Here is an 18,004-nt window from a genome sequence, read left to right as displayed (position 1 = left end):
GGCGATGTCAGACGCTTCAGGGACTTAGCAAACATGCGAGGCTACCGATCCATGTGAGATGGTAGCCCACACACCAACTTGCAATCCAGTGGACATTTCAAGTGCGGGCAGCGAGGACCACTGCCGATGACGTGCTGACGGGCCCGCCTCTTGCAATGACGGTGGCCCTGCGCATTTCCTGGCGTCGATACAGGGCCAGGATAAACGCGCCAAAGGCCATGGCGATGAAGTTATTGTCGGTATTACTGATAACGTAAGCCGCAATTATGAAGCTGATAAGCCCCAACGCCAGCGGTCCGGCCAGTTCATCCGTCTCATCCTCGGCGCGAAGATAGGTCATGACACCAAGCCACGACAATCTGGCCAGGCAGCCAAAAAAGCCGAGAAAACCCAACGGTCCGAAATCGACGAGATAATTGATGTAGAGGCTGTCGATGATGTAAACACCCTGAGGGCTGAGTTTGCCCACCAAAGGTCCGCTATTGCCGGCACCAGCCCCGACTGGATTTTTTACAATCTGGCTTCTGGCATTGGACCATTGCTCTTCGCGCACTTCATCGCTGCCAGCATGCTGCTTGCCGCCAATGGTATACATTTGCAGTCTGTGGCTGCTGGCAATGGCACCGACCAGAGCGACCACTGCGCCGATCACGAAAACCAGCACAACCAGCGACTTGAACGGATCACCGCCGCGACGGTACGCGATCAGGCGAAGACCATACAGGGCTGCACCGCCAAAGAACGGGATCAGCAATGCCAAGGTGGACGTTCGGCTGTTTGAAAACCATACGGTCTGCAAAACAAGCGCAACCAATAAAACGCCAACAACAATTTTCGTTCCGCGCATCCGGCGGATTTCTTCGAACAACAACGGCACGACCAAACAGAGATACTGCGAATAAAAGATGACGATGCCAAAGGTGGATCGAATACGGTAGCGACCGTCACCCACCCGCGCCTGAGACCCAAGATAAGTCTCCAGCAGCATGGGATCCACGCGCAAGAAGGATGGAATGATGTTCAACCAGGGCGGTTGTTGCATCCAGTTCTCCAGCACCGATACCAACATCGTGAAGATGCACGTCAAACTGAGGGCCACCATCATCGGCTTCAGTCGCCGCATATCGGCCAAAGCCCACGCAACGGCAATCATCGGGGTCAGATACAACACCTCTTGCAGGACGGCATAGCGCACGGTTTCCACCGGATGCTCGGCCAATGGCAAGGTCCACACCACCGTCGCCAAATACAGGGCGTACAGACCCAGCGCGATCTTGTCGTATCCAATGATATTGGCAACAGTTCGGCGACTATCGGCATGCTGGGCAAAATGCAAAACCATGATAACCAGCAGAGCACCCAGAATAAGCCGTGACGGGGTGATCCATGGCAATCCGGGCAATGCCAGGGCGATGTAATTTGGCCATGCCACTGTCGCAACCAAATAGGCGACAGAAAGCTTGTAGATCGGTGGATTGCTGACCCGATCGACATCGGGCAACAGCCACAACACCAGGCCAAACAGCGCCGCAAGCGGTACGGCCATGAATCCGATGGCCTTGACGCCGCCGGCCGCCGTCAACAAGCCAATGAACATGGAGAAAAACACCAGCGAGGCAACCGCGAACACCTTGGCCGCCAGCCACCAGCGTTGATGTTCCACACTGGAATATTCGGGCAGGATACGTTGCCCTTGCCGCATCAAGGCCGATCTCGTGGTCAGAGTCGAATTCACGTCGTCACCCTTCCACCACCGAAACACCTGCCAATTAACGGCTGCATGCCCGCGCAATTGCCCATATCAAGGCTGATGCTGCGCTGCAAGATACAGCGCATAGCACCCCATGCGCAGCCGGCAGCGTCACCCAGCCCTTTCCAGCATCATCAGCTTGATCTCGGCGATCGCCTTGGCGGGATTGAGGCCCTTGGGGCAGACATTGGCGCAGTTCATGATGGTGTGACAGCGATAGACACGGAACGGGTCCTCCAGCGCGTCCAGACGCTCCCCGGTCATCTCATCGCGGCTGTCGGCCAGCCAGCGATAGGCCTGCAGCAAGATGGCGGGGCCAAGGAACTTGTCGCTGTTCCACCAATAGGATGGGCAGGCGGTCGAGCAGCAGGCGCACAGGATGCATTCATACAGGCCATCCAGTTGCTCGCGCTGCTCCGGGCTCTGCACGCGCTCCTCGCCCGAAGGGGCAGCGGTCACGGTCTGCAACCACGGCTTGATCGAGGCATATTGGGCGTAGAAATGCTTGAAGTCCGGCACCAGGTCCTTGATGACCTCCATGTGCGGCAGCGGCGTGATCACCACCTCCCCCTTCACATCGGCAATCGGCATGGTGCAGGCCAGCGTGTTGGTGCCATCGATGTTCATCGAGCACGACCCGCAAATGCCTTCCCGGCACGACCGGCGGAAGGTGAGCGTGGCGTCCACCTCATTCTTGATCTTGATCAGCGCATCCAGCACCATCGGCCCGGTGGCATCGAGATCGAGGCTGTAGCTGTCATAGCGCGGATTTTGCCCATCATCCGGGTTCCAGCGATAGATCTTGAAACTCTTGGTCCGCGCCGCCCCTGCCGGCGCCGGATAGGACTTGCCGCCACCCTTGATGACGCTGTTCGGGGGGAGAGAAAATTCAGCCATCTAGAAGAGCCTTATTCACAATCATGCCATTGCGTCCCAACTCACGAACGACTTGGTCTTGCGTCTCAAGCTTCCGGGAAAGCTGATTGATTTGCTGCCTTGGCTCGATGTTTGTCATCAATAGGTCCGCGCCTTCGGCTTGATATACTCGATATCGTCCGACAGCGTGTAGGTGTGCACCGGCCGCGCCGCCAGTTCCACTGATCCATCGCGGAACCAGCCCAGCGAGTGCACCATCCAGTTGTCGTCATCGCGGGTGGGGAAATCCTCGTGCATGTGGGCGCCGCGGCTTTCGTGGCGGGCTTGCGCCATGTGCACGGTCAGCACGGCCTGGCCGATCATGTTGTCGAGCTCCAGCGTCTCGATCAGATCGGTGTTGAACACCATCGAACGATCGGTGGTGCCGATATCGGCCATGCGTTGATAGACGGCGTCGATCTTGCGCACGCCTTCATCCAGGATTTCGCTGGTGCGGAACACGCCGGCGTTGGCCTGCATCGTCTTCTGCATGGCCAGGCGCACTTCGGCGGTACTGCTGCCGCCCTTGGCATTGCGGAAGCCGTCGAGGCGGCCCAGCGCGAAATCGGCGTTGTCCTTGGGCAGCGCCTGGTGCGCGGCGTTGGCCGTCTGGATCGCCGCCACGCGGTGCGCAGTGGCGCGGCCGAACACGACGAGATCGATCAGACTGTTCGAACCCAGGCGGTTGGCGCCGTGCACCGACACGCAGGCGGCTTCGCCGACAGCGAACAGGCCGGGTACCACACTGTCGGGGTTGCCATCCTTCAGGGTGACGACTTCGCCGTGATAATTGGTCGGGATGCCGCCCATGTTGTAATGCACCGTCGGCACCACCGGGATCGGCGCCTTGGTCACATCGACGCCGGCAAACACCTTGGCGGTTTCCGAAATGCCCGGCAGGCGCTGGTGCAGCACGGCCGGATCGATGTGGTTCAAATGCAGGTGGATATGGTCGCCTTCGGCACCGACGCCGCGGCCCTGGCGAATTTCCATCGCCATCGAACGGCTGACCACGTCGCGCGACGCCAGATCCTTGGCCGACGGTGCGTAACGTTCCATGAAGCGTTCGCCGGCCGAGTTGGTCAGATAACCGCCCTCCCCGCGCGCGCCTTCGGTGATCAGCACGCCGGCGCCATAGATGCCGGTGGGGTGGAACTGCACGAATTCCATGTCCTGCATGGCCACGCCGGCGCGGATCGCCATGCCGCCGCCGTCACCGGTGGAGGTGTGGGCCGAGGTCGCCGAGAAATAGCAGCGGCCATAACCGCCGGTGGCCAGCACTGTCTGGTGGCTGCGGAAGCGGTGGATGCTGCCATCTTCCATGTTGATGGCGATCACGCCCTTGCACTCGCCATTCACCATGATCAGATCGATGGCGAAATATTCGATGTAGAAATCCGTGCTGTACTTCAGGCTCTGTTGATAGAGCGCGTGCAGCATGGCGTGGCCGGTGCGATCTGCGGCGGCGCAGGTGCGCTGGGCCGGCGGGCCATTGCCCATGTTCTGCATCATGCCACCGAACGGCCGCTGATAGATGCGCCCCGCCTCAGTGCGGCTGAACGGCACGCCGAAATGCTCCAGCTCATAAACTGCGGCGGGCGCTTCCTTGCAGAGATACTCGATGGCGTCCTGATCGCCGAGCCAGTCGCTGCCCTTCACCGTATCATACATGTGCCAGGTCCAGTGATCCGGACCCATGTTGCCCAGCGCGGCGGCAATGCCGCCCTGTGCCGCGACCGTGTGGCTGCGGGTGGGGAACACCTTGGTGATGCAGGCGGTTTTCAGGCCGGCCTCGGCAATGCCCATCGCCGCGCGCAGGCCGGAGCCGCCGGCCCCCACCACGACAGCATCATAAACATGATCGATGATCTGATAGGCTTCAGCCACGTGTATTTCCCATCGTCTCAGGCAGCAGTGCCCAGCGCCACCTTCAGCACTGAAAACAGTGCGAGGGCTGCGAGGGCGAATGTGTAGAAATTCAGCGCCAGCATGGCGATGACGCGCTTTGACCCATGCAGATAATCTTCCAGCATGACCTGCACGCCCAGCCGGAAATGCCAGAACACCGTGACGATCAGAAGGCACATCGGGACCGCCACCAGCGGCTGGCGCAGCCACAGGATGGTGCTGCCGTAATCAAGGCTGGGCAGCCGGACCAGGCTGAGGACGAACCACAGCACCAGGAACAAATTGGCCACCGCTGTCACGCGCTGCACCCACCAGTGATGGACGATGCCGCCACCCGCGGCGCCCAGGCCGCGCACCTTGCCCAATTGCGTACCATTGCCCATGGTTACAGCCCCTTGCCCAGCAGGATGATGCCCCACAGCAGCGCCGTGGCAATCACGCCAAAGATGATCGCCGCCCAGGCCGTGCGGCGCGAGGTGACCAGATCAAAGCCTTCGCCGGCATCCATGATGAAGTGGCGGATGCCCATGCCCATGTGCATGAACATCGCCCAGGTGAGGCCGATGCCGACCAGCGCACCAAACGGCGACACCACGATCGATTGGAAGAAACGGAAATACTCCGGCCCGCTGGCCAGCGCCGCCAGCCACCAGGCAAAGATCAGTACGGCCCCAAAGGCCAGCGCATGGCCGGTGACGCGGTTCAGGATCGAAACCGCCATGTGCACCCGCCATTTCCAGATGGTCAGGTGCGGCGACAAAGGCCTTGGCGGCGGCGCAATCGGACGAGAAGCCATTATACCCCCTCGCGCCGACCCGAAACCGGTGGCGCATGTTGTTTGCCGTTCATACTCTGCTGGCGCTGCGGTGCAACAGCCGCGACACGACGCCTGCCAAAAACGGTTGGGCCATGCGGCCGTTCAACGCCCGCATTGGATCAAGACCGTGCGTTCCAGCCCGGCATAGCGATGCACCAGCGCATCGCGATAGCCGCCATCGGCCATCATGTTCAGGAAATGCTGCCGCGACGGGTAGCGCACGATCAGCACCTTGTCCCAATCCGCCTCCGCCGTGCCGGCCTGGCCGATGAAGACCTGTTCGCACGGGCCATCATAGATCACTTCGGCCTGGCTGATATCGCCCACCGCGATGGTGAAGGCATGCTGATAGCGGGCATAGGCGTCCACCCCGCTGCACGCCGGCAATCCCAGTTCGGGCGGATAATTGGCCACGCCGCGAAACTTCAGCAGGTTCAGCATCACCACCGGGCCATCGCGACCGGAATCGCGCAAGGTCCGCACCTGATCGCGGGTCGGATCGATGCTGGTATCGACATTGCCCAATGCGGGAATCGCCATGGAAGAACCCTTTGCCAGAACCGGAATGCTTGATAGCATCGCATGAATGACCGCCGAATGGCGGCAGCAAAAAAGGGGAGGATCACATGGCAACAATCGCACCTGCGTTCGGCCTGGATGTGCCGCTGTCCGCAATCGACCCGTCCGACGCCACCCTCTATGCCAATGATAGCTGGCGGCCGGTGTTTGATCGCCTGCGCGCCGAAGCGCCAGTGCACCACCAGCCGAACAGCCCGTTCGGCCCGTTCTGGTCGGTGAACCGCCATGCCGACATCATGGCGGTGGAGGCCCGGCCCGATATTTTCTCCAGCAGCCATGAATTCGGCGGCATCACCGTCGTCGATCTGCTGGGCGAGTATAATCTGCCGCAATTCATCGCCATGGACCGGCCGCGCCATAGCGATCAGCGCCGTGTGGTGGCACCCGCCTTCGGCCCGTCCGAAATCGCCCGCATGTCGGTCGAAGTACGCGCCCGCACCAAGGAATTGCTCGACGGGCTTCCAATTGGTGAAGAATTTGATTGGGTTGACCGCGTCTCCATCGAACTGACCACCGGCATGCTGGCGATCCTGTTCGATTACCCATGGGCCAAGCGCCGCGACCTGACCCTGTGGTCGGATTGGGGCGGTGATATCGAAGCGGCGGTCAACCCGGCCACCAAGGATATCCGTCAGCAGCATCTGATCGACATGACCCACGCGCTTGACGCGCTGATGGCGGAACGCAAGGCCCGGCCACCCAGCGGCGATCTGATCAGCGCCATGGCACACAGCGGCGCCATGGGCGACATGCCGTTCCAGGAACGCACCGGCAATTACATCCTGCTGATTGTTGGCGGCAACGATACCACGCGCAATTCGATGTCCGGCCTGGTCGAAGCCTTCAACCGCTACGACGGCGAATGGGCGAAATTGCAGGCCGACCCCAGCCTGATCTCCAATGCCATTTCCGAAGTGCTGCGCTGGCAGACGCCGCTCGCCCACATGCGCCGCACTGCGGTTCAGGATGCCGACATAGCCGGCGTTCCGGTGAAGGCCGGCGACAAGATCGTGCTGTGGTACATCAGCGGCAATCGCGACGAAGACGTGTTCCCCGATGCCGAGCGATTCGATATCTGCCGCGCCAACGCCCGCCGGCATCTGTCCTTCGGCTTTGGCGTACACCGCTGTGTCGGCGCGCGGCTGGCAGAGTTGCAGATTGCCGTGCTGTTCGAGGAACTGCTCGCCCGCGGCCTGTTCCCGCGCCAGACCGGGCCGGCCGAATATGTCGGGCAAAGCTTCGTGCATGGTTTCCGCAAGCTGCCGGTTGTGCTTGAACGGCGTTGATGCCGAAGATTGACGCCACCACCCTGCCCGTTCGCACCGGTTCCAATTACCTGCCGCCCCACGGCGCGGTGATGGCCGGGCGGGCGTGGCAGGCGCTTGGCGCTGCGGGCGGGCTCAGCCAGTTCGGTGCCAATCTGGTGACGTTGGCGCCGGGGGCCTGGTCGAGCCAGCGCCATTGGCACAGCCACGAGGATGAGATGGTAGTGATGCTGGCGGGCGAAGCCGTGCTGGTGGAGGACGACAGCGAAACCACATTGTGCCCCGGCGATGTCGCCTGCTTTCCGGCCGGCGCCCCCAATGGCCATCATCTGCAAAACCGTTCGACACAGCCGTGCGTATTCCTTGCCATCGGCACTGATCACGAAGCGATCGATCAATGCCATTATCCGGATATCGACATGCATCTTGATCCCACCGGCTTTCGCCGCAAATCGGACGCGGCCCGGTGATGACCCGGCGCGATGTGATGGCTGCGGGCCTGGCCAGCCTGTTGCCCAGGCCGGCCGCGGCGCAATCGATGCCGCAAGGGGCGACCGCGCCTGGTGTCCGGCTGGTGCCCGACCGCGAAGCCATGGTGCCGGTGCCCGGCGGGCGCATCTATGTGCGTATCAACGGCGCGCTGAGCGGCAAACCGCCGATCCTGTTCATCCACGGCGGGCCGGGCAGTTCGCACTGGGGCTGGCTGAATGCCACCGCGCTCGCCGATGATCGCGCGGTGATCCTGTATGACCAGCTCGATTGCGGCCGCTCCGACCGGCCCGGCGATCCGGCCAACTGGACGGTGCCGCGCTTTCTGGCAGAGATCGAGGCGATCCGCGCGCATTTCGGCATCGCGCGCTGGCATGTGCTCGGTGGCAGTTGGGGTGGCACGCTGGCGCTGGAATATGGCGCATCCCGGCCCGCCGCGCTGGCCGGACTGGTGCTGCAATCGCCGCTGGTCGCCACCGACCTCTGGTTGAAGGACGCCGCGCAACTCAAGGCCGGCATGCCTGCCGACGTGCGTGATCTACTCGATCGCTGCGACACGCCCGGCGTCGTGCCGCAGAAGGCCTGCGACGCTGCCACCGACGCCTTTTATGCCCGCCATGTGCGCCGCGTCATCCCGCCGCCGGCCTTTGCCGCCTATCGCGATGCGCTGCCGGTGCCGTTCGCCGCCAATCTTTACAACCATATGTGGGGCCGCGCCGAATTCACCAGCACCGGCACGCTGAAAAGCTACGATGGCCGGTCGCTGCTCCCGAAACTGGATGGACGCCGCACATTGTTCGTCGCCGGGCAACATGACGAAGCCCGCCCCGAAACCATCACCCGCTTTGCCGGTGCCGCCAGCGCGATGATGGCGGTGGCACCCGACGCGGCGCACAGCATCATGCTCGACAATCCCGGCTGGTATCTGGCGCTGCTCAGGACGTGGCTGGCGCGGCAAGACGCTTGAAGGTCGCATAGCGCGGATTGTCGACCGCGCACTTGGCCAGCGCCACGGCCAGCAGCGCATCGACCAGCCCCGGCGTGTCGGCATGCTTTACGCCGCTGCGCAAATCGGCACACAGGCCGGCGCGCAGGCCATCCAGATCGCCATCCGCGACCATCACGCCGGCCAGCAGCGCCTGCTCCGTCGCCTGCGGTGCCTGCGCCAGTTCGCGCGCCACGATGGCCAGCGCGTTCTGCGCCACCTTGGCATGAAAAGCACGGCGGCCCGACAATTCGCCTTCCAGCTCGGCCAGGAATCCGGCCACCGCCTCGATCAGCGTCTGTGCCTCAATCTGCTCGGCCATCAGATGCCCCCGAATTTCAGCAGATGCATCAGATCGAGCTCGACCTCCGACACCCGCCGGCCGATCGCCGCGCGTTCCACCGACTTCAGCCGGCCCGAGACATGGTCATCGCCGAGTTGCAGGCACGCCATGCCCCATTTCAACGTGCCCCACACCTCCCACAGTGCGGCGCGGTCGCGGTCCACCGGCCCGCCGCCGGCCGCTTCATAGGCGGCATAAAGTTCCTCGCGCTGGCCGAAGCCGCCGACCGGGTTCTGCCACACACCGAACCGCCACGAATTGCAGCACAGCCAGCCCAGATCCTCGTGCCCGTCGCCCAGATGCGCCAGTTCCCAATCCAGCACCGCCACCAGGCCGTCCGGCGCCACCAGGAAATTGCCGGACCGGAAATCGCCATGGACAATCGTCGTCGCCGGCCGGTCGCTCACCCGCTCCTTCAGCCAGGCGAAGGCCAGATCGAACACCGGCGAATCCACGCCGAAGCGCCGGTAATTGGCAAACATCCGCGCCAGCGCGTCGGCGGTGCTGGCGGTTGGCAGCGCCAGCCCGGCGGCGGCGCTGACCGGCAGTTGATGCAACCGGGCCAGCACTTCGGCACATTGCCGGGTCAGCACCGCGCGCGCCGGGGCATAGTCCGGCAATTTCAGCCATTTCGACGCCAGCGCCTCACCGGGCAGCCGCGCCATGATGAAGCCTTCGCCCAGGCCATCGCCCGGTTCCAGCACCCGCACCACCTCGGCCACTGGCAGCCCGGCGGCGAAGGCCAGTTGCTGCAATCGGGCCTGATCGGCGCGCGGCAGCCCGCCTTCGGGCACGCTGCCGGTAGCTGCACATTGCAGGATCAGCGGCCAAGGCGCGCCATCGCGATGCAGCGCATCGACCGCATAAGTGGCGGAGGACGCCCCGCCCGACAGTGCCTCCGCCCGCGTGACCGGCGCATCGATCAGCGCCGCAACCGCTTGGGGATCAACAACCGCCATCAATCGCTGACCAGCCGCGCATACGACAATTCGTCATGCCAGAAATCGCCATCGCGCCAGCTTTCGACAAACCGCCCTTCCAGCCGGAACCAGTTGCGTTCCAGCACGCGCTGCGCCGGACGGTTGCGCATATCGGTCACTGCAACCACCCGCCGCCGGCCGCGATGAAACAGCCGCTTGACCATGGCCTCCACCGCTTCGGAACAGATGCCCTTGCCGCGCTCGCGCGGATCGACGGCAAAGCCGATTTCACACGTGGCGTTCCACGGCGGCGAAAAGCGGATGCCCAGGTCTCCCAACATGTGGCCTTCCCTGCCCAGAACGGAAAATTGTTGCCAGCCATCGGAATCGGGAGCCACCCGGCGCTGCATGGCGCCAATCAACGCGACGCTTTCCTCCACGCTGCGGGTCAGCGGATCGAAGGGCGCGCTGGCGCGGATGCGGTGCCAGTCCGACGCCTCCTCCACCTGCATCGGGCGGATGAGCAGGCGATCGCTCGTGATATCCCAGTCGGCCATGGCGGCATGTGCTTCCGATTGCAAAGCATATCCTCTGCCACTTGCCGGGCGGTTCCTGCAAGCAGGGGCTGCAGCCACGAGCGCCAGTTGTGTCTGCCGGCAAGCCATGCTTGATCACGCGCCATGAACCCGTGGGAACTGCTCGCCTCGGCCTTCGGGCTGGCCAATCTGCTGCTGCTGGCGCGGCGTTCGGCGTGGAACTATCCGTGCGGCATGGTGATGGTGGCGATCTTTGCGGTGCTGTTCTTTCAGACCCGCCTGTACGCCGTGGCAGGCCTGCAGATCTTCTTTTTCGCTGCGCAGTTCCACGGCCTGTGGGCGTGGCGCCGGGCCCGCGGAGGTGACGATGGCGTGCCCGTGCGCCGCCTGCCCACCGGGCGCTGGCCGCTGGTGATCGGCCTGGGTGCCGTGCTGTCAGTGGCCTTCGCGCTGCTGCTGCGCCAGACCGACGCGGCCGCCCCGATATCCGATGGCAGCGTCGCGGCCTGGTCGCTGGTCGCGCAGGCGCTCACCAATTTGCGCATGGTCGAATGCTGGCCGCTGTGGGTGGGCATCAACATCGTTTCGGTGGCGCTTTATGCCGGTCAGGCCTTGTGGGTGACGGCCGGGCTCTATGGGCTGTTCCTGGCCATCGCATTTTACAGCTGGCGGGAATGGCGCCGGGCGTTGCCGGTCTGATGCTTCACGTCGCCTTTCTGGGGGTTGAATCGACCGGAAAATCAACGCTGGCGGCGCGGCTGGCACCCAGGATGGGCGGCGTGATGCTGCCCGAATATGGCCGTGAATATGCCGAAACGATCGGCACCGATTTCACGCCGGAAGCGCTGCGCCACATCGCCCGCGAACATGCCGCCCGGCTCGGCCGATTGCGCGCAACCCGCCCGTTGCTGCTGATCGAGGATACGGATGTGGTGATCACCGCCGCCTGGTTCCGCATGCTGCATGGGCGCCGCGATCCGGAAATCTCCGCCATCCCGGCGCGCGCCGATCTGCACCTGCTGTTCGCGCCGGACACGCCGTGGGTGGACGATGGCACGCGCCAATTCGTCGGCCAGGATCGCTTGGCCTTCCAATCTGCAATCGAGGATGAGCTGGCGGCGCGTGGGCTGGATGCCGTGCTGATCGAAGGCGATTGGCAGCAGCGTCGCACGTCTGCAAGCTCCGCCATCACGCACCGGCTGGACAAAGCCGGCAGCGCCACTCCATAGGCACCGCCATGGCGACCATCCTTCTCACCGGCGCATCACGCGGCATCGGCGCAGCCGCACATCATGCCCTCATCACGGCCGGCCACCAGGTGATCGGCCAATCCACGGCCGGCGGCGGCGGACTGATCGCCGCCGATTTCGCGCAACCCCAAGCCGCCGATGCCCTGTGGCAGGCCGCATTGGCACAGGCCGATGGCCGCATCGATGTGCTGGTCAACAATGCCGGCGTGTTCGAGGCGGCTGATCCGGCCGACGCAGATGGCTTTGCCGCCACATGGGCGCGCAGTCTCGCCATCAACCTGCAAAGCGCCGCCGATCTGTGCCGCCATGCCGTCCTGCACTTTCAGCAAAACGGTGGTGGTCGCATCATCAACGTCGCCAGCCGCGCCGGCCATCGCGGCGATTCGCCGAAGCATTGGCATTATGCGGCGGCCAAGGGCGGCGTGCTGGCCATGACCAAGACGATCGCCCGGGGCTATGCCGCCCAAGGCATCTTGGCCTTCGCCATCACGCCGGGCTTCACCATGACCGGCATGGCGGAAGAATATCTGGCCAGCCGCGGCGGCGACAAGTTGCTGGCCGATATCCCGCTGGGCCGGGTGGCCGATGCGGCGGAAGTCGCCGAAACCATCCGCTGGCTGGCCACCGACGCTCCGGCCAGCCTGACCGGGGCAACGCTCGACATCAACGGCGCCAGCTACGTCAGGTGAGGGGGCTGGCGTTGACGCTTGTCCGTTCAGGGCCTAATCGCCGCCCGCGTATCATCTGAAAGGCTGCAATGCCCAACGTCACCGTGATCGGCGCCCAATGGGGCGATGAAGGCAAAGGCAAGATAGTCGATTGGCTGTCGGCGCGCGCCGATGTGGTGGTGCGTTTCCAGGGTGGCCACAACGCCGGCCACACGCTGGTGGTCGGCAACCAGGTGTATAAACTCTCGCTGCTGCCATCGGGCATCGTGCGCGGCACGCTTTCCATCATTGGCAATGGCGTGGTGTTCGATCCCTGGCATTTCCGCGATGAAGTGGCACGCATCAGCGGCATGGGCGTGTCGATCACGCCGGACAATCTGGCCGTTTCGGAAACCTGCCCGCTGATCCTGCCGCTGCACCGCGATCTCGATGCCTTGCGCGAAGATGCCATGGGCGCCGGCAAGATCGGCACCACGCGGCGCGGCATCGGCCCGGCCTATGAAGACAAGGTCGGCCGCCGCGCGCTGCGGGTCATCGATCTGGCGCATCTCGATGAACTCGCGCCGCAGCTTGAGCGCCTGCTTGCCCACCACAATGCGCTGCGCGCCGGGTTCGGCGTCGCGCCGGTCGATGCCGATGAACTGCGCGCGCAATTGGCCGAAGTCGCGCCGTCCGTGCTGCCGTTCATTCAGCCGACCTGGAAACGGCTGCGCGATGCGCGCTGGCGTCGCGACCGCATCCTGTTCGAAGGCGCGCAGGGCGTGCTGCTCGATGTCGATCATGGCACCTGGCCGTTCGTTACCTCATCCAATGTCGTCGCTGGCCAGGCCGCGGCGGGCAGCGGCATGGGGCCGGATGCCACCGGCTATGTGCTCGGCATCGTCAAGGCCTATACCACCCGCGTCGGTTCCGGCCCTTTCCCCACCGAGCAGGACAATGACGCCGGCGAGAAGCTTGGGCAGCGCGGCCATGAATTCGGCACGGTCACCGGGCGCAAGCGCCGCTGCGGCTGGTTCGATGCGGTGCTGGTGCGCCAGGCGATGGCGGTGGGTGGCATCACCGGCATGGCGCTCACCAAGCTCGACGTGCTCGACGGCTTTGATGAAGTGCTGATCTGCACCGGTTATCGGCTGGACGGCGCCGTGCTCGATCACCTGCCCGCGCACCCGTCCGACCAGGCCCGTGTCGAGCCGATCTATGAACGTTTCGAAGGCTGGAGCGAATCCACCGCCGGGGCGCGCAGCTGGGCGCAACTGCCCGCCCAGGCGATCAAATATATCCGCCGCATCGAGGAATTGACCGAATGCCCGGTGGCGTTGGTCAGCACCTCGCCCGAACGCGACGACATCATCCTGGTGAAAGACCCGTTCCGCGACTGACAAGTCGCTCTCCGATTGCGGGAGAGGGCGGCTTGCCGAAGGCGAGCGGGGTGAGGGGTTGCACGTCAGCCGACCTCACCCCTTGCCAACCGGAACATTTCCGGTACATTTCCGCACATGCCCCTGCCGTTCCTCGCCCTGGCCAGCGCCGCCAGCTTCCTGTGCGCGGCGCCCTCTCACCATGATGGCGACAATGTCCGGTGCCGGAACGTGCCCGGATCGATGCGCCTGTACGGCATCGATGCGCCGGAAATGCCCGGCGCCTGCAAACCCGGCCGCCGCTGCGTGCGCGGCGATCCCTTTGCGGCCCGCGATTATCTCAGGCGCCTCACCCGCGGCCGTGCCGTCCGGTGCGAAACGCTGGACGTCGATAGCTATGGCCGTCGCGTCGTCAATTGCACGGCCGATGGCGTCAACATCGGCTGTGCGATGATCGCAGCGCGCCAGGCCGTGCCGCGCTATGGCGCGCTGAACTGCCGGCGCGGCTGAACCGTGGCCGTTCGCATCATCACCGCCGACGACCTGCATTTCGCCGCGCTGATCGCCGGCACGCCGCTGCCGGGCCTCGGCGTGGCCGATGGCGGCATCGAATCCCCCGAAGCGCTGGCCATGCTGCGCGATCTCGCCGCAACGATCCGCCCACAGTTCGCGCCCGCGGCCTGGTTGATCGTGCACGATGCCGAAATCGTCGGCCTGTGCTCGCTGGTGGCGCCACCGGACGCCGGGACAATCCACATCGGCTATGGCATCGCCGCCAGCCGCCGCCGCCACGGGCACGCCAGCGCCGGCGTACAGGCGGTGGCCGAATGGGCGCGCCATGACCTGCGGGTCAGCCGGGTCGCCGCCGAAACTGCCTTGGACAATCTGCCGTCGCAACGGGTGCTCGAACAATCCGGCTTCACGCGCACCGCCACCCGCATCGATCATGAGGATGGCGCGTTGATCTGTTGGGGCCTCGCGCTTGACTGACCCGGCATGGCTTCGCTTGGCGGCGAAGCCAAATTGCCGGCCATGATCACAGCCCCCTGGCCTTTGTGCAGCCCGGCGGCATGGCTGCGCCACAAATCCTCGAACGATGGTTTCAAGCAACCACTGTTCGTCATCACCGGGCTGCAGGCCGGCGCGCGGCTGGGCCGCCTCTGGTGGGGGCTGACCGGCTGATCGGTGCGATCATTCAGCCTGACCAGCCAAATTGATTGGTGCAGCGCACGGCTCTGCCGTAACGATCCGCTCAGGAGATACGCATGAGCGATTTTGATTTCGATCTGTTCGTCATCGGCGCCGGGTCCGGCGGGGTGCGCGCCAGCCGCATCGCCGCCGGGCATGGCGCACGCGTGGCCGTGGCCGAAGAACATCGCGTCGGCGGCACCTGCGTGATCCGCGGCTGCGTACCCAAGAAGCTGCTGGTCTATGGATCGCATTTCGCCGAGGATCTGGAAGATGCACGGCGCTTCGGCTGGAATATCACCGCGCGCAGCTTTGATTGGGTGACGCTGCGCGACAATGTGCTGGCCGAAGTCGATCGCCTGAACGGCCTTTACCAGACCACGCTGGACAACAACCGGGTCACCACCTTACACGGCCATGCGCAGATCATCGATGCCCATACGGTGGAGGTGGATGGCACGCGCCACAGCGCCAAGACCATCCTGATCGCCAGCGGCGCGCGGCCCTATATACCCGAACTGCCCGGCGCCGAACATGGCATCACATCGAACGAGGTGTTCCATCTGCCCGAACTGCCCAAGCGCATGGTCATTGCCGGGGCCGGCTATATCGCCACCGAATTTGCCGGCGTGTTCCACGAGTTCGGCAGCGACGTGACGCTCATCAACCGCAGCGAGACCATCCTGCGCGGCTGGGAGCCAGCGCTGGCCGACCGGCTGTTGCAGATCAGCATCGCCAAGGGCCTGAATTTCAAACTCAACTGCCGGCTGGAACGCGTTGAAAAGCTGGATGATGGCAGTCTGCGCATCCACTTCACCGACGGCAAGACGCTCGACACCGATGTACTGATGTGGGCGCTGGGCCGGGTGCCCAACATCGAAGGCCTTGGCCTTGATGCCGCTGGCGTCATGCTCGACAGCAAGGGCGCCATCGCCGTGGACACCGAAAATCGCACCAACGTGCCCAGCATCTTCGCGGTCGGCGACGTGACCGACCGGGTGCAATTGACGCCCGTTGCCATCCGCGAAGGCCACAGCTTTGCCGACAGCCAGTTCGGCGGCAAGCCATGGCGCGTCGATTACACTGCGATTCCCTCGGCGGTCTTCTCAAACCCGCCGCTTGGCAGCGTCGGCCTGACCGAAGCCCAGGCCCGCGACGCGCATGGTGAAGTGCGGGTTTTCACGTCCGATTTCCGTCCGATGCGCAATGTTCTGGCCGGCCGCAACGAACGCGCGCTCTATAAGTTGATCGTGGACGCCAGCACCGACAAGGTGGTCGGCGCCCACATGATCGGTCCCGACGCACCGGAAATCCTGCAGGCCGTGGCCATCGCGGTGAAGGCCGGTCTGACCAAGGCGCAGTTCGACGACACGATGGCGCTGCACCCGACGATGAGCGAAGAATTGGTGCTGATGCGCTAGGGTCGAGCCAGTTCAAGTTGGAGCAAGCAAGTTCCCTCCCTTCAAGGGAGGGCGAGAGACGAGCCGCAGGCGAGGCCCGGGGTGGGTGAAACATGTGGCCACAGACGGGATCACCCACCCCGCTCGGCTGGCGCCGAGTCGCCCTCCCTTGAAGGGAGGGAGCCAGGGCGCTTCAATCAAACTGCAGTCGACGCTCGCTTGACCGGGCCACCCTGAAGCAGCAAACTTCTGTACAGGAGATCATGTCATGGCCAGCCAGGTGAAGATCGAAACCAATCCCTTCCTTGAAGGCGCTTACGCACCGGTGGCCAACGAATTGACCGTTGATTCGCTGCGCGTCACCGGTACGCTGCCCGCGGCGCTCGATGGCCTGTATGTGCGGATCGGTCCCAATCCGGCAACGCCGCCCGACCCGCGCTTCTATCATTGGTTTGCGGGCGACGGCATGGTGCACGGCGTCCGACTGCAGGGCGGCAAGGCCTTGTGGTATCGCAACCGCTTCGTCCGATCGCACCGGGTCAGTGCCGCGCTTGGCGAAGCCGCGGCCCCCGGTCCGCGTGATGAGCGCAGCGACACCGTGAACACCAACATCATTGGCCATGCCGGCAAGCTGCTGGCGCTTGTCGAAGCTGGGGGCTTCCCGGTCGAACTCGACAGCCTGCTGGGCACCGTGGCGCACAGCAATCTCGATGGCACGCTGCAGCTCGGCGGCTTTTCGGCGCATCCCCATCGCGACCCTGACAGCGGCGAGCTCCACGCCATTTGCTACAACGGCGGCAACAGGGCCTTCATTCGTCATGTCGTCGTCGGTTCCGATGGCCGGGTGCGGCGTGAACTGCCCGTTCCTGTAACCGATGGCCCAATGATCCATGATTGCGCCCTGACCGCGCGCTTCGTTATCATCCTCGATCTGCCGGTCACGTTTTCAATGCCGGCGGCGCGCGCCGGCGTGGGCTTTCCCTACTGCTGGAACAAGGATCATCCGGCCCGCGTCGGCTTGCTGCCGCGCGAGGGCAGCGCAGACGAAATCATCTGGTGCGATGTCGAACCGGCGCAGGTTTTTCACCCCTGCAACGCCTATGATCTGCCCGATGGCCGCGTCGTCATCGATGTGGCGGCGCATGATCGGATCTTCGACAATGATCATCCCACCGGACCCGAGGATTCCGTGCTCACCTTCGAACGCTGGACCTGCGACCCGGCGACCCGCCGTGTCGAGCGCCGCGTCATCGACACCACCCCGCAGGAATTCCCCCGCTTCGATGAACGGTTGACGGGCAAGCCCTATCGCTACGCCTATGCCGTGACCCTTGCCGGCGACCCGTCCGGCAGCCCGTCAGGGGTTATCCGCCACGATCTGGAGACCGGCGGGCGCACCGTCCATCATTTCGACGATGGCCGCGTGCCGGGCGAATTTGTGTTCGTGCAGCGCGCCGCCGATGCGGCTGAGGATGACGGCTGGTTGATGGGCTATGTGGTCGACCCACAGGCCGATACAACCGATCTTGTTGTGCTCGATGCGCACGATCTCGCCGCACCGGCAATCGCCCGCGTCGCCCTGCCGCAACGTGTCCCGCTCGGCTTTCACGGCAACTGGATCGCCACGGTCTGA

The 18,004-nt window shown here is 64.2% G+C and carries 21 protein-coding genes; 12 read left to right on the top strand and 9 right to left on the bottom strand.

Annotation, left to right across the window (positions count from 1 at the left end; translation table 11 throughout):
• Positions 1-97: 97 nt before the first annotated feature.
• The 6 genes from ABWP22_RS04020 to ABWP22_RS03995 all read right to left on the bottom strand — a co-directional run bounded on the left by ABWP22_RS04020 (position 98) and on the right by ABWP22_RS03995 (position 5,930).
• Positions 98-1,735 (bottom strand): O-antigen ligase family protein, encoded by a 1,638-nt coding sequence (locus ABWP22_RS04020; protein WP_353198658.1) that lies wholly within the window; start codon positions 1,733-1,735, stop codon positions 98-100.
• A 126-nt stretch (positions 1,736-1,861) separates the two neighbouring features.
• Entirely contained in the window at positions 1,862-2,647 is a 786-nt protein-coding gene (locus ABWP22_RS04015) for a succinate dehydrogenase iron-sulfur subunit (RefSeq protein ID WP_353198657.1), read from the bottom strand.
• A gap of 117 nt (positions 2,648-2,764) precedes the next feature.
• Positions 2,765-4,552: a succinate dehydrogenase flavoprotein subunit gene (sdhA, locus tag ABWP22_RS04010; RefSeq protein ID WP_353198656.1), complete on the bottom strand. Its 1,788-nt coding sequence runs from the start codon at positions 4,550-4,552 to the stop codon at positions 2,765-2,767.
• Between the two features lie 17 nt (positions 4,553-4,569).
• The gene (gene sdhD, locus ABWP22_RS04005) at positions 4,570-4,956 is read right to left on the bottom strand and encodes a succinate dehydrogenase, hydrophobic membrane anchor protein (RefSeq protein ID WP_353198655.1); all 387 of its coding nucleotides are present in this window, start codon (positions 4,954-4,956) and stop codon (positions 4,570-4,572) included.
• 2 nt (positions 4,957-4,958) lie between these two features.
• Entirely contained in the window at positions 4,959-5,369 is a 411-nt protein-coding gene (sdhC, locus tag ABWP22_RS04000; protein WP_353198654.1) for a succinate dehydrogenase, cytochrome b556 subunit, read from the bottom strand.
• Positions 5,370-5,492: 123 nt separating this feature from the next.
• Positions 5,493-5,930, bottom strand: coding sequence for a hypothetical protein (locus ABWP22_RS03995; protein ID WP_353198653.1), 438 nt, complete (start codon positions 5,928-5,930; stop codon positions 5,493-5,495).
• Positions 5,931-6,016: 86 nt separating this feature from the next.
• Here ABWP22_RS03995 and ABWP22_RS03990 point away from each other — a divergent pair, with 86 nt between their 5' ends.
• The 3 genes from ABWP22_RS03990 to ABWP22_RS03980 are packed head-to-tail and all read left to right on the top strand — an operon-like array spanning position 6,017 to position 8,690.
• The gene (locus ABWP22_RS03990) at positions 6,017-7,255 is read left to right on the top strand and encodes a cytochrome P450 (RefSeq protein WP_353198652.1); all 1,239 of its coding nucleotides are present in this window, start codon (positions 6,017-6,019) and stop codon (positions 7,253-7,255) included.
• Entirely contained in the window at positions 7,255-7,704 is a 450-nt protein-coding gene (locus ABWP22_RS03985; RefSeq protein WP_353198651.1) for a cupin domain-containing protein, read from the top strand. Before ABWP22_RS03990 ends, ABWP22_RS03985 begins: the two co-directional genes overlap by 1 nt.
• Positions 7,704-8,690, top strand: a complete 987-nt coding sequence (locus tag ABWP22_RS03980) for a proline iminopeptidase-family hydrolase (RefSeq protein ID WP_353198650.1) — start codon at positions 7,704-7,706, stop codon at positions 8,688-8,690. The genes ABWP22_RS03985 and ABWP22_RS03980 overlap by 1 nt, the downstream gene beginning before the upstream one ends.
• Here the strand turns inward: ABWP22_RS03980 and ABWP22_RS03975 are convergent.
• The 3 genes from ABWP22_RS03975 to ABWP22_RS03965 are packed head-to-tail and all read right to left on the bottom strand — an operon-like array spanning position 8,659 to position 10,528.
• Positions 8,659-9,030: a DUF6285 domain-containing protein gene (locus ABWP22_RS03975; protein ID WP_353198649.1), complete on the bottom strand. Its 372-nt coding sequence runs from the start codon at positions 9,028-9,030 to the stop codon at positions 8,659-8,661. The two genes, ABWP22_RS03980 and ABWP22_RS03975, sit on opposite strands and share 32 nt — an antisense overlap.
• On the bottom strand, positions 9,030-10,010 hold the full coding sequence (locus ABWP22_RS03970) for a phosphotransferase family protein (RefSeq protein WP_353198648.1): 981 nt from the start codon (positions 10,008-10,010) through the stop codon (positions 9,030-9,032). Before ABWP22_RS03970 ends, ABWP22_RS03975 begins: the two co-directional genes overlap by 1 nt.
• Positions 10,010-10,528, bottom strand: a complete 519-nt coding sequence (locus tag ABWP22_RS03965) for a GNAT family N-acetyltransferase (RefSeq protein ID WP_353198647.1) — start codon at positions 10,526-10,528, stop codon at positions 10,010-10,012. Before ABWP22_RS03965 ends, ABWP22_RS03970 begins: the two co-directional genes overlap by 1 nt.
• Positions 10,529-10,651: 123 nt before the next feature.
• Between ABWP22_RS03965 and pnuC the strand changes: the two genes are divergently transcribed.
• The 9 genes from pnuC to ABWP22_RS03920 all read left to right on the top strand — a co-directional run bounded on the left by pnuC (position 10,652) and on the right by ABWP22_RS03920 (position 18,004).
• Complete coding sequence (gene pnuC, locus ABWP22_RS03960; protein WP_353198646.1) at positions 10,652-11,206, top strand: nicotinamide riboside transporter PnuC; 555 nt, start codon at positions 10,652-10,654, stop codon at positions 11,204-11,206.
• Positions 11,206-11,736: an AAA family ATPase gene (locus ABWP22_RS03955; protein WP_353198645.1), complete on the top strand. Its 531-nt coding sequence runs from the start codon at positions 11,206-11,208 to the stop codon at positions 11,734-11,736. The genes pnuC and ABWP22_RS03955 overlap by 1 nt, the downstream gene beginning before the upstream one ends.
• An 8-nt stretch (positions 11,737-11,744) precedes the next feature.
• On the top strand, positions 11,745-12,446 hold the full coding sequence (locus ABWP22_RS03950) for an SDR family NAD(P)-dependent oxidoreductase (RefSeq protein ID WP_353198644.1): 702 nt from the start codon (positions 11,745-11,747) through the stop codon (positions 12,444-12,446).
• Positions 12,447-12,514: 68 nt separating this feature from the next.
• Entirely contained in the window at positions 12,515-13,804 is a 1,290-nt protein-coding gene (locus ABWP22_RS03945) for an adenylosuccinate synthase (RefSeq protein ID WP_353198643.1), read from the top strand.
• A gap of 117 nt (positions 13,805-13,921) precedes the next feature.
• On the top strand, positions 13,922-14,293 hold the full coding sequence (locus ABWP22_RS03940) for a thermonuclease family protein (RefSeq protein ID WP_353198642.1): 372 nt from the start codon (positions 13,922-13,924) through the stop codon (positions 14,291-14,293).
• 3 nt (positions 14,294-14,296) lie between these two features.
• A complete protein-coding gene (locus tag ABWP22_RS03935) occupies positions 14,297-14,773 on the top strand; it encodes a GNAT family N-acetyltransferase (RefSeq protein ID WP_353198641.1) in 477 nt (158 codons plus the stop codon).
• A gap of 42 nt (positions 14,774-14,815) precedes the next feature.
• Positions 14,816-14,965, top strand: coding sequence for a hypothetical protein (locus tag ABWP22_RS03930; protein ID WP_353198640.1), 150 nt, complete (start codon positions 14,816-14,818; stop codon positions 14,963-14,965).
• Between the two features lie 83 nt (positions 14,966-15,048).
• Complete coding sequence (gorA, locus tag ABWP22_RS03925; protein ID WP_353198639.1) at positions 15,049-16,392, top strand: glutathione-disulfide reductase; 1,344 nt, start codon at positions 15,049-15,051, stop codon at positions 16,390-16,392.
• Between the two features lie 247 nt (positions 16,393-16,639).
• Positions 16,640-18,004, top strand: coding sequence for an 8'-apo-carotenoid 13,14-cleaving dioxygenase (locus ABWP22_RS03920; protein WP_353198638.1), 1,365 nt, complete (start codon positions 16,640-16,642; stop codon positions 18,002-18,004).

It is taken from the genome of Sandarakinorhabdus sp., assembly GCF_040398665.1.
Taxonomy (GTDB): domain Bacteria; phylum Pseudomonadota; class Alphaproteobacteria; order Sphingomonadales; family Sphingomonadaceae; genus Sandarakinorhabdus.
This window is presented reverse-complemented; position numbering and strand designations above follow the sequence as displayed.

Excerpts from the sequence above, each read along its gene's own strand:
- ABWP22_RS04015 (WP_353198657.1), bottom strand. The coding sequence starts at position 2,647 with ATGGCTGAATTTTCTCTCCCCCCGAACAGCGTCATCAAGGGTGGCGGC.
- sdhD (WP_353198655.1), bottom strand. The coding sequence starts at position 4,956 with ATGGGCAATGGTACGCAATTGGGCAAGGTGCGCGGCCTGGGCGCCGCG.
- sdhC (WP_353198654.1), bottom strand. The coding sequence starts at position 5,369 with ATGGCTTCTCGTCCGATTGCGCCGCCGCCAAGGCCTTTGTCGCCGCAC.
- ABWP22_RS03995 (WP_353198653.1), bottom strand. The coding sequence starts at position 5,930 with ATGGCGATTCCCGCATTGGGCAATGTCGATACCAGCATCGATCCGACC.
- ABWP22_RS03990 (WP_353198652.1), top strand. The coding sequence starts at position 6,017 with ATGGCAACAATCGCACCTGCGTTCGGCCTGGATGTGCCGCTGTCCGCA.
- ABWP22_RS03985 (WP_353198651.1), top strand. The coding sequence starts at position 7,255 with ATGCCGAAGATTGACGCCACCACCCTGCCCGTTCGCACCGGTTCCAAT.
- ABWP22_RS03980 (WP_353198650.1), top strand. The coding sequence starts at position 7,704 with ATGACCCGGCGCGATGTGATGGCTGCGGGCCTGGCCAGCCTGTTGCCC.
- ABWP22_RS03975 (WP_353198649.1), bottom strand. The coding sequence starts at position 9,030 with ATGGCCGAGCAGATTGAGGCACAGACGCTGATCGAGGCGGTGGCCGGA.
- ABWP22_RS03970 (WP_353198648.1), bottom strand. The coding sequence starts at position 10,010 with ATGGCGGTTGTTGATCCCCAAGCGGTTGCGGCGCTGATCGATGCGCCG.
- ABWP22_RS03965 (WP_353198647.1), bottom strand. The coding sequence starts at position 10,528 with ATGGCCGACTGGGATATCACGAGCGATCGCCTGCTCATCCGCCCGATG.
- pnuC (WP_353198646.1), top strand. The coding sequence starts at position 10,652 with ATGAACCCGTGGGAACTGCTCGCCTCGGCCTTCGGGCTGGCCAATCTG.
- ABWP22_RS03955 (WP_353198645.1), top strand. The coding sequence starts at position 11,206 with ATGCTTCACGTCGCCTTTCTGGGGGTTGAATCGACCGGAAAATCAACG.
- ABWP22_RS03950 (WP_353198644.1), top strand. The coding sequence starts at position 11,745 with ATGGCGACCATCCTTCTCACCGGCGCATCACGCGGCATCGGCGCAGCC.
- ABWP22_RS03945 (WP_353198643.1), top strand. The coding sequence starts at position 12,515 with ATGCCCAACGTCACCGTGATCGGCGCCCAATGGGGCGATGAAGGCAAA.
- ABWP22_RS03940 (WP_353198642.1), top strand. The coding sequence starts at position 13,922 with ATGCCCCTGCCGTTCCTCGCCCTGGCCAGCGCCGCCAGCTTCCTGTGC.
- ABWP22_RS03930 (WP_353198640.1), top strand. The coding sequence starts at position 14,816 with ATGATCACAGCCCCCTGGCCTTTGTGCAGCCCGGCGGCATGGCTGCGC.
- gorA (WP_353198639.1), top strand. The coding sequence starts at position 15,049 with ATGAGCGATTTTGATTTCGATCTGTTCGTCATCGGCGCCGGGTCCGGC.
- ABWP22_RS03920 (WP_353198638.1), top strand. The coding sequence starts at position 16,640 with ATGGCCAGCCAGGTGAAGATCGAAACCAATCCCTTCCTTGAAGGCGCT.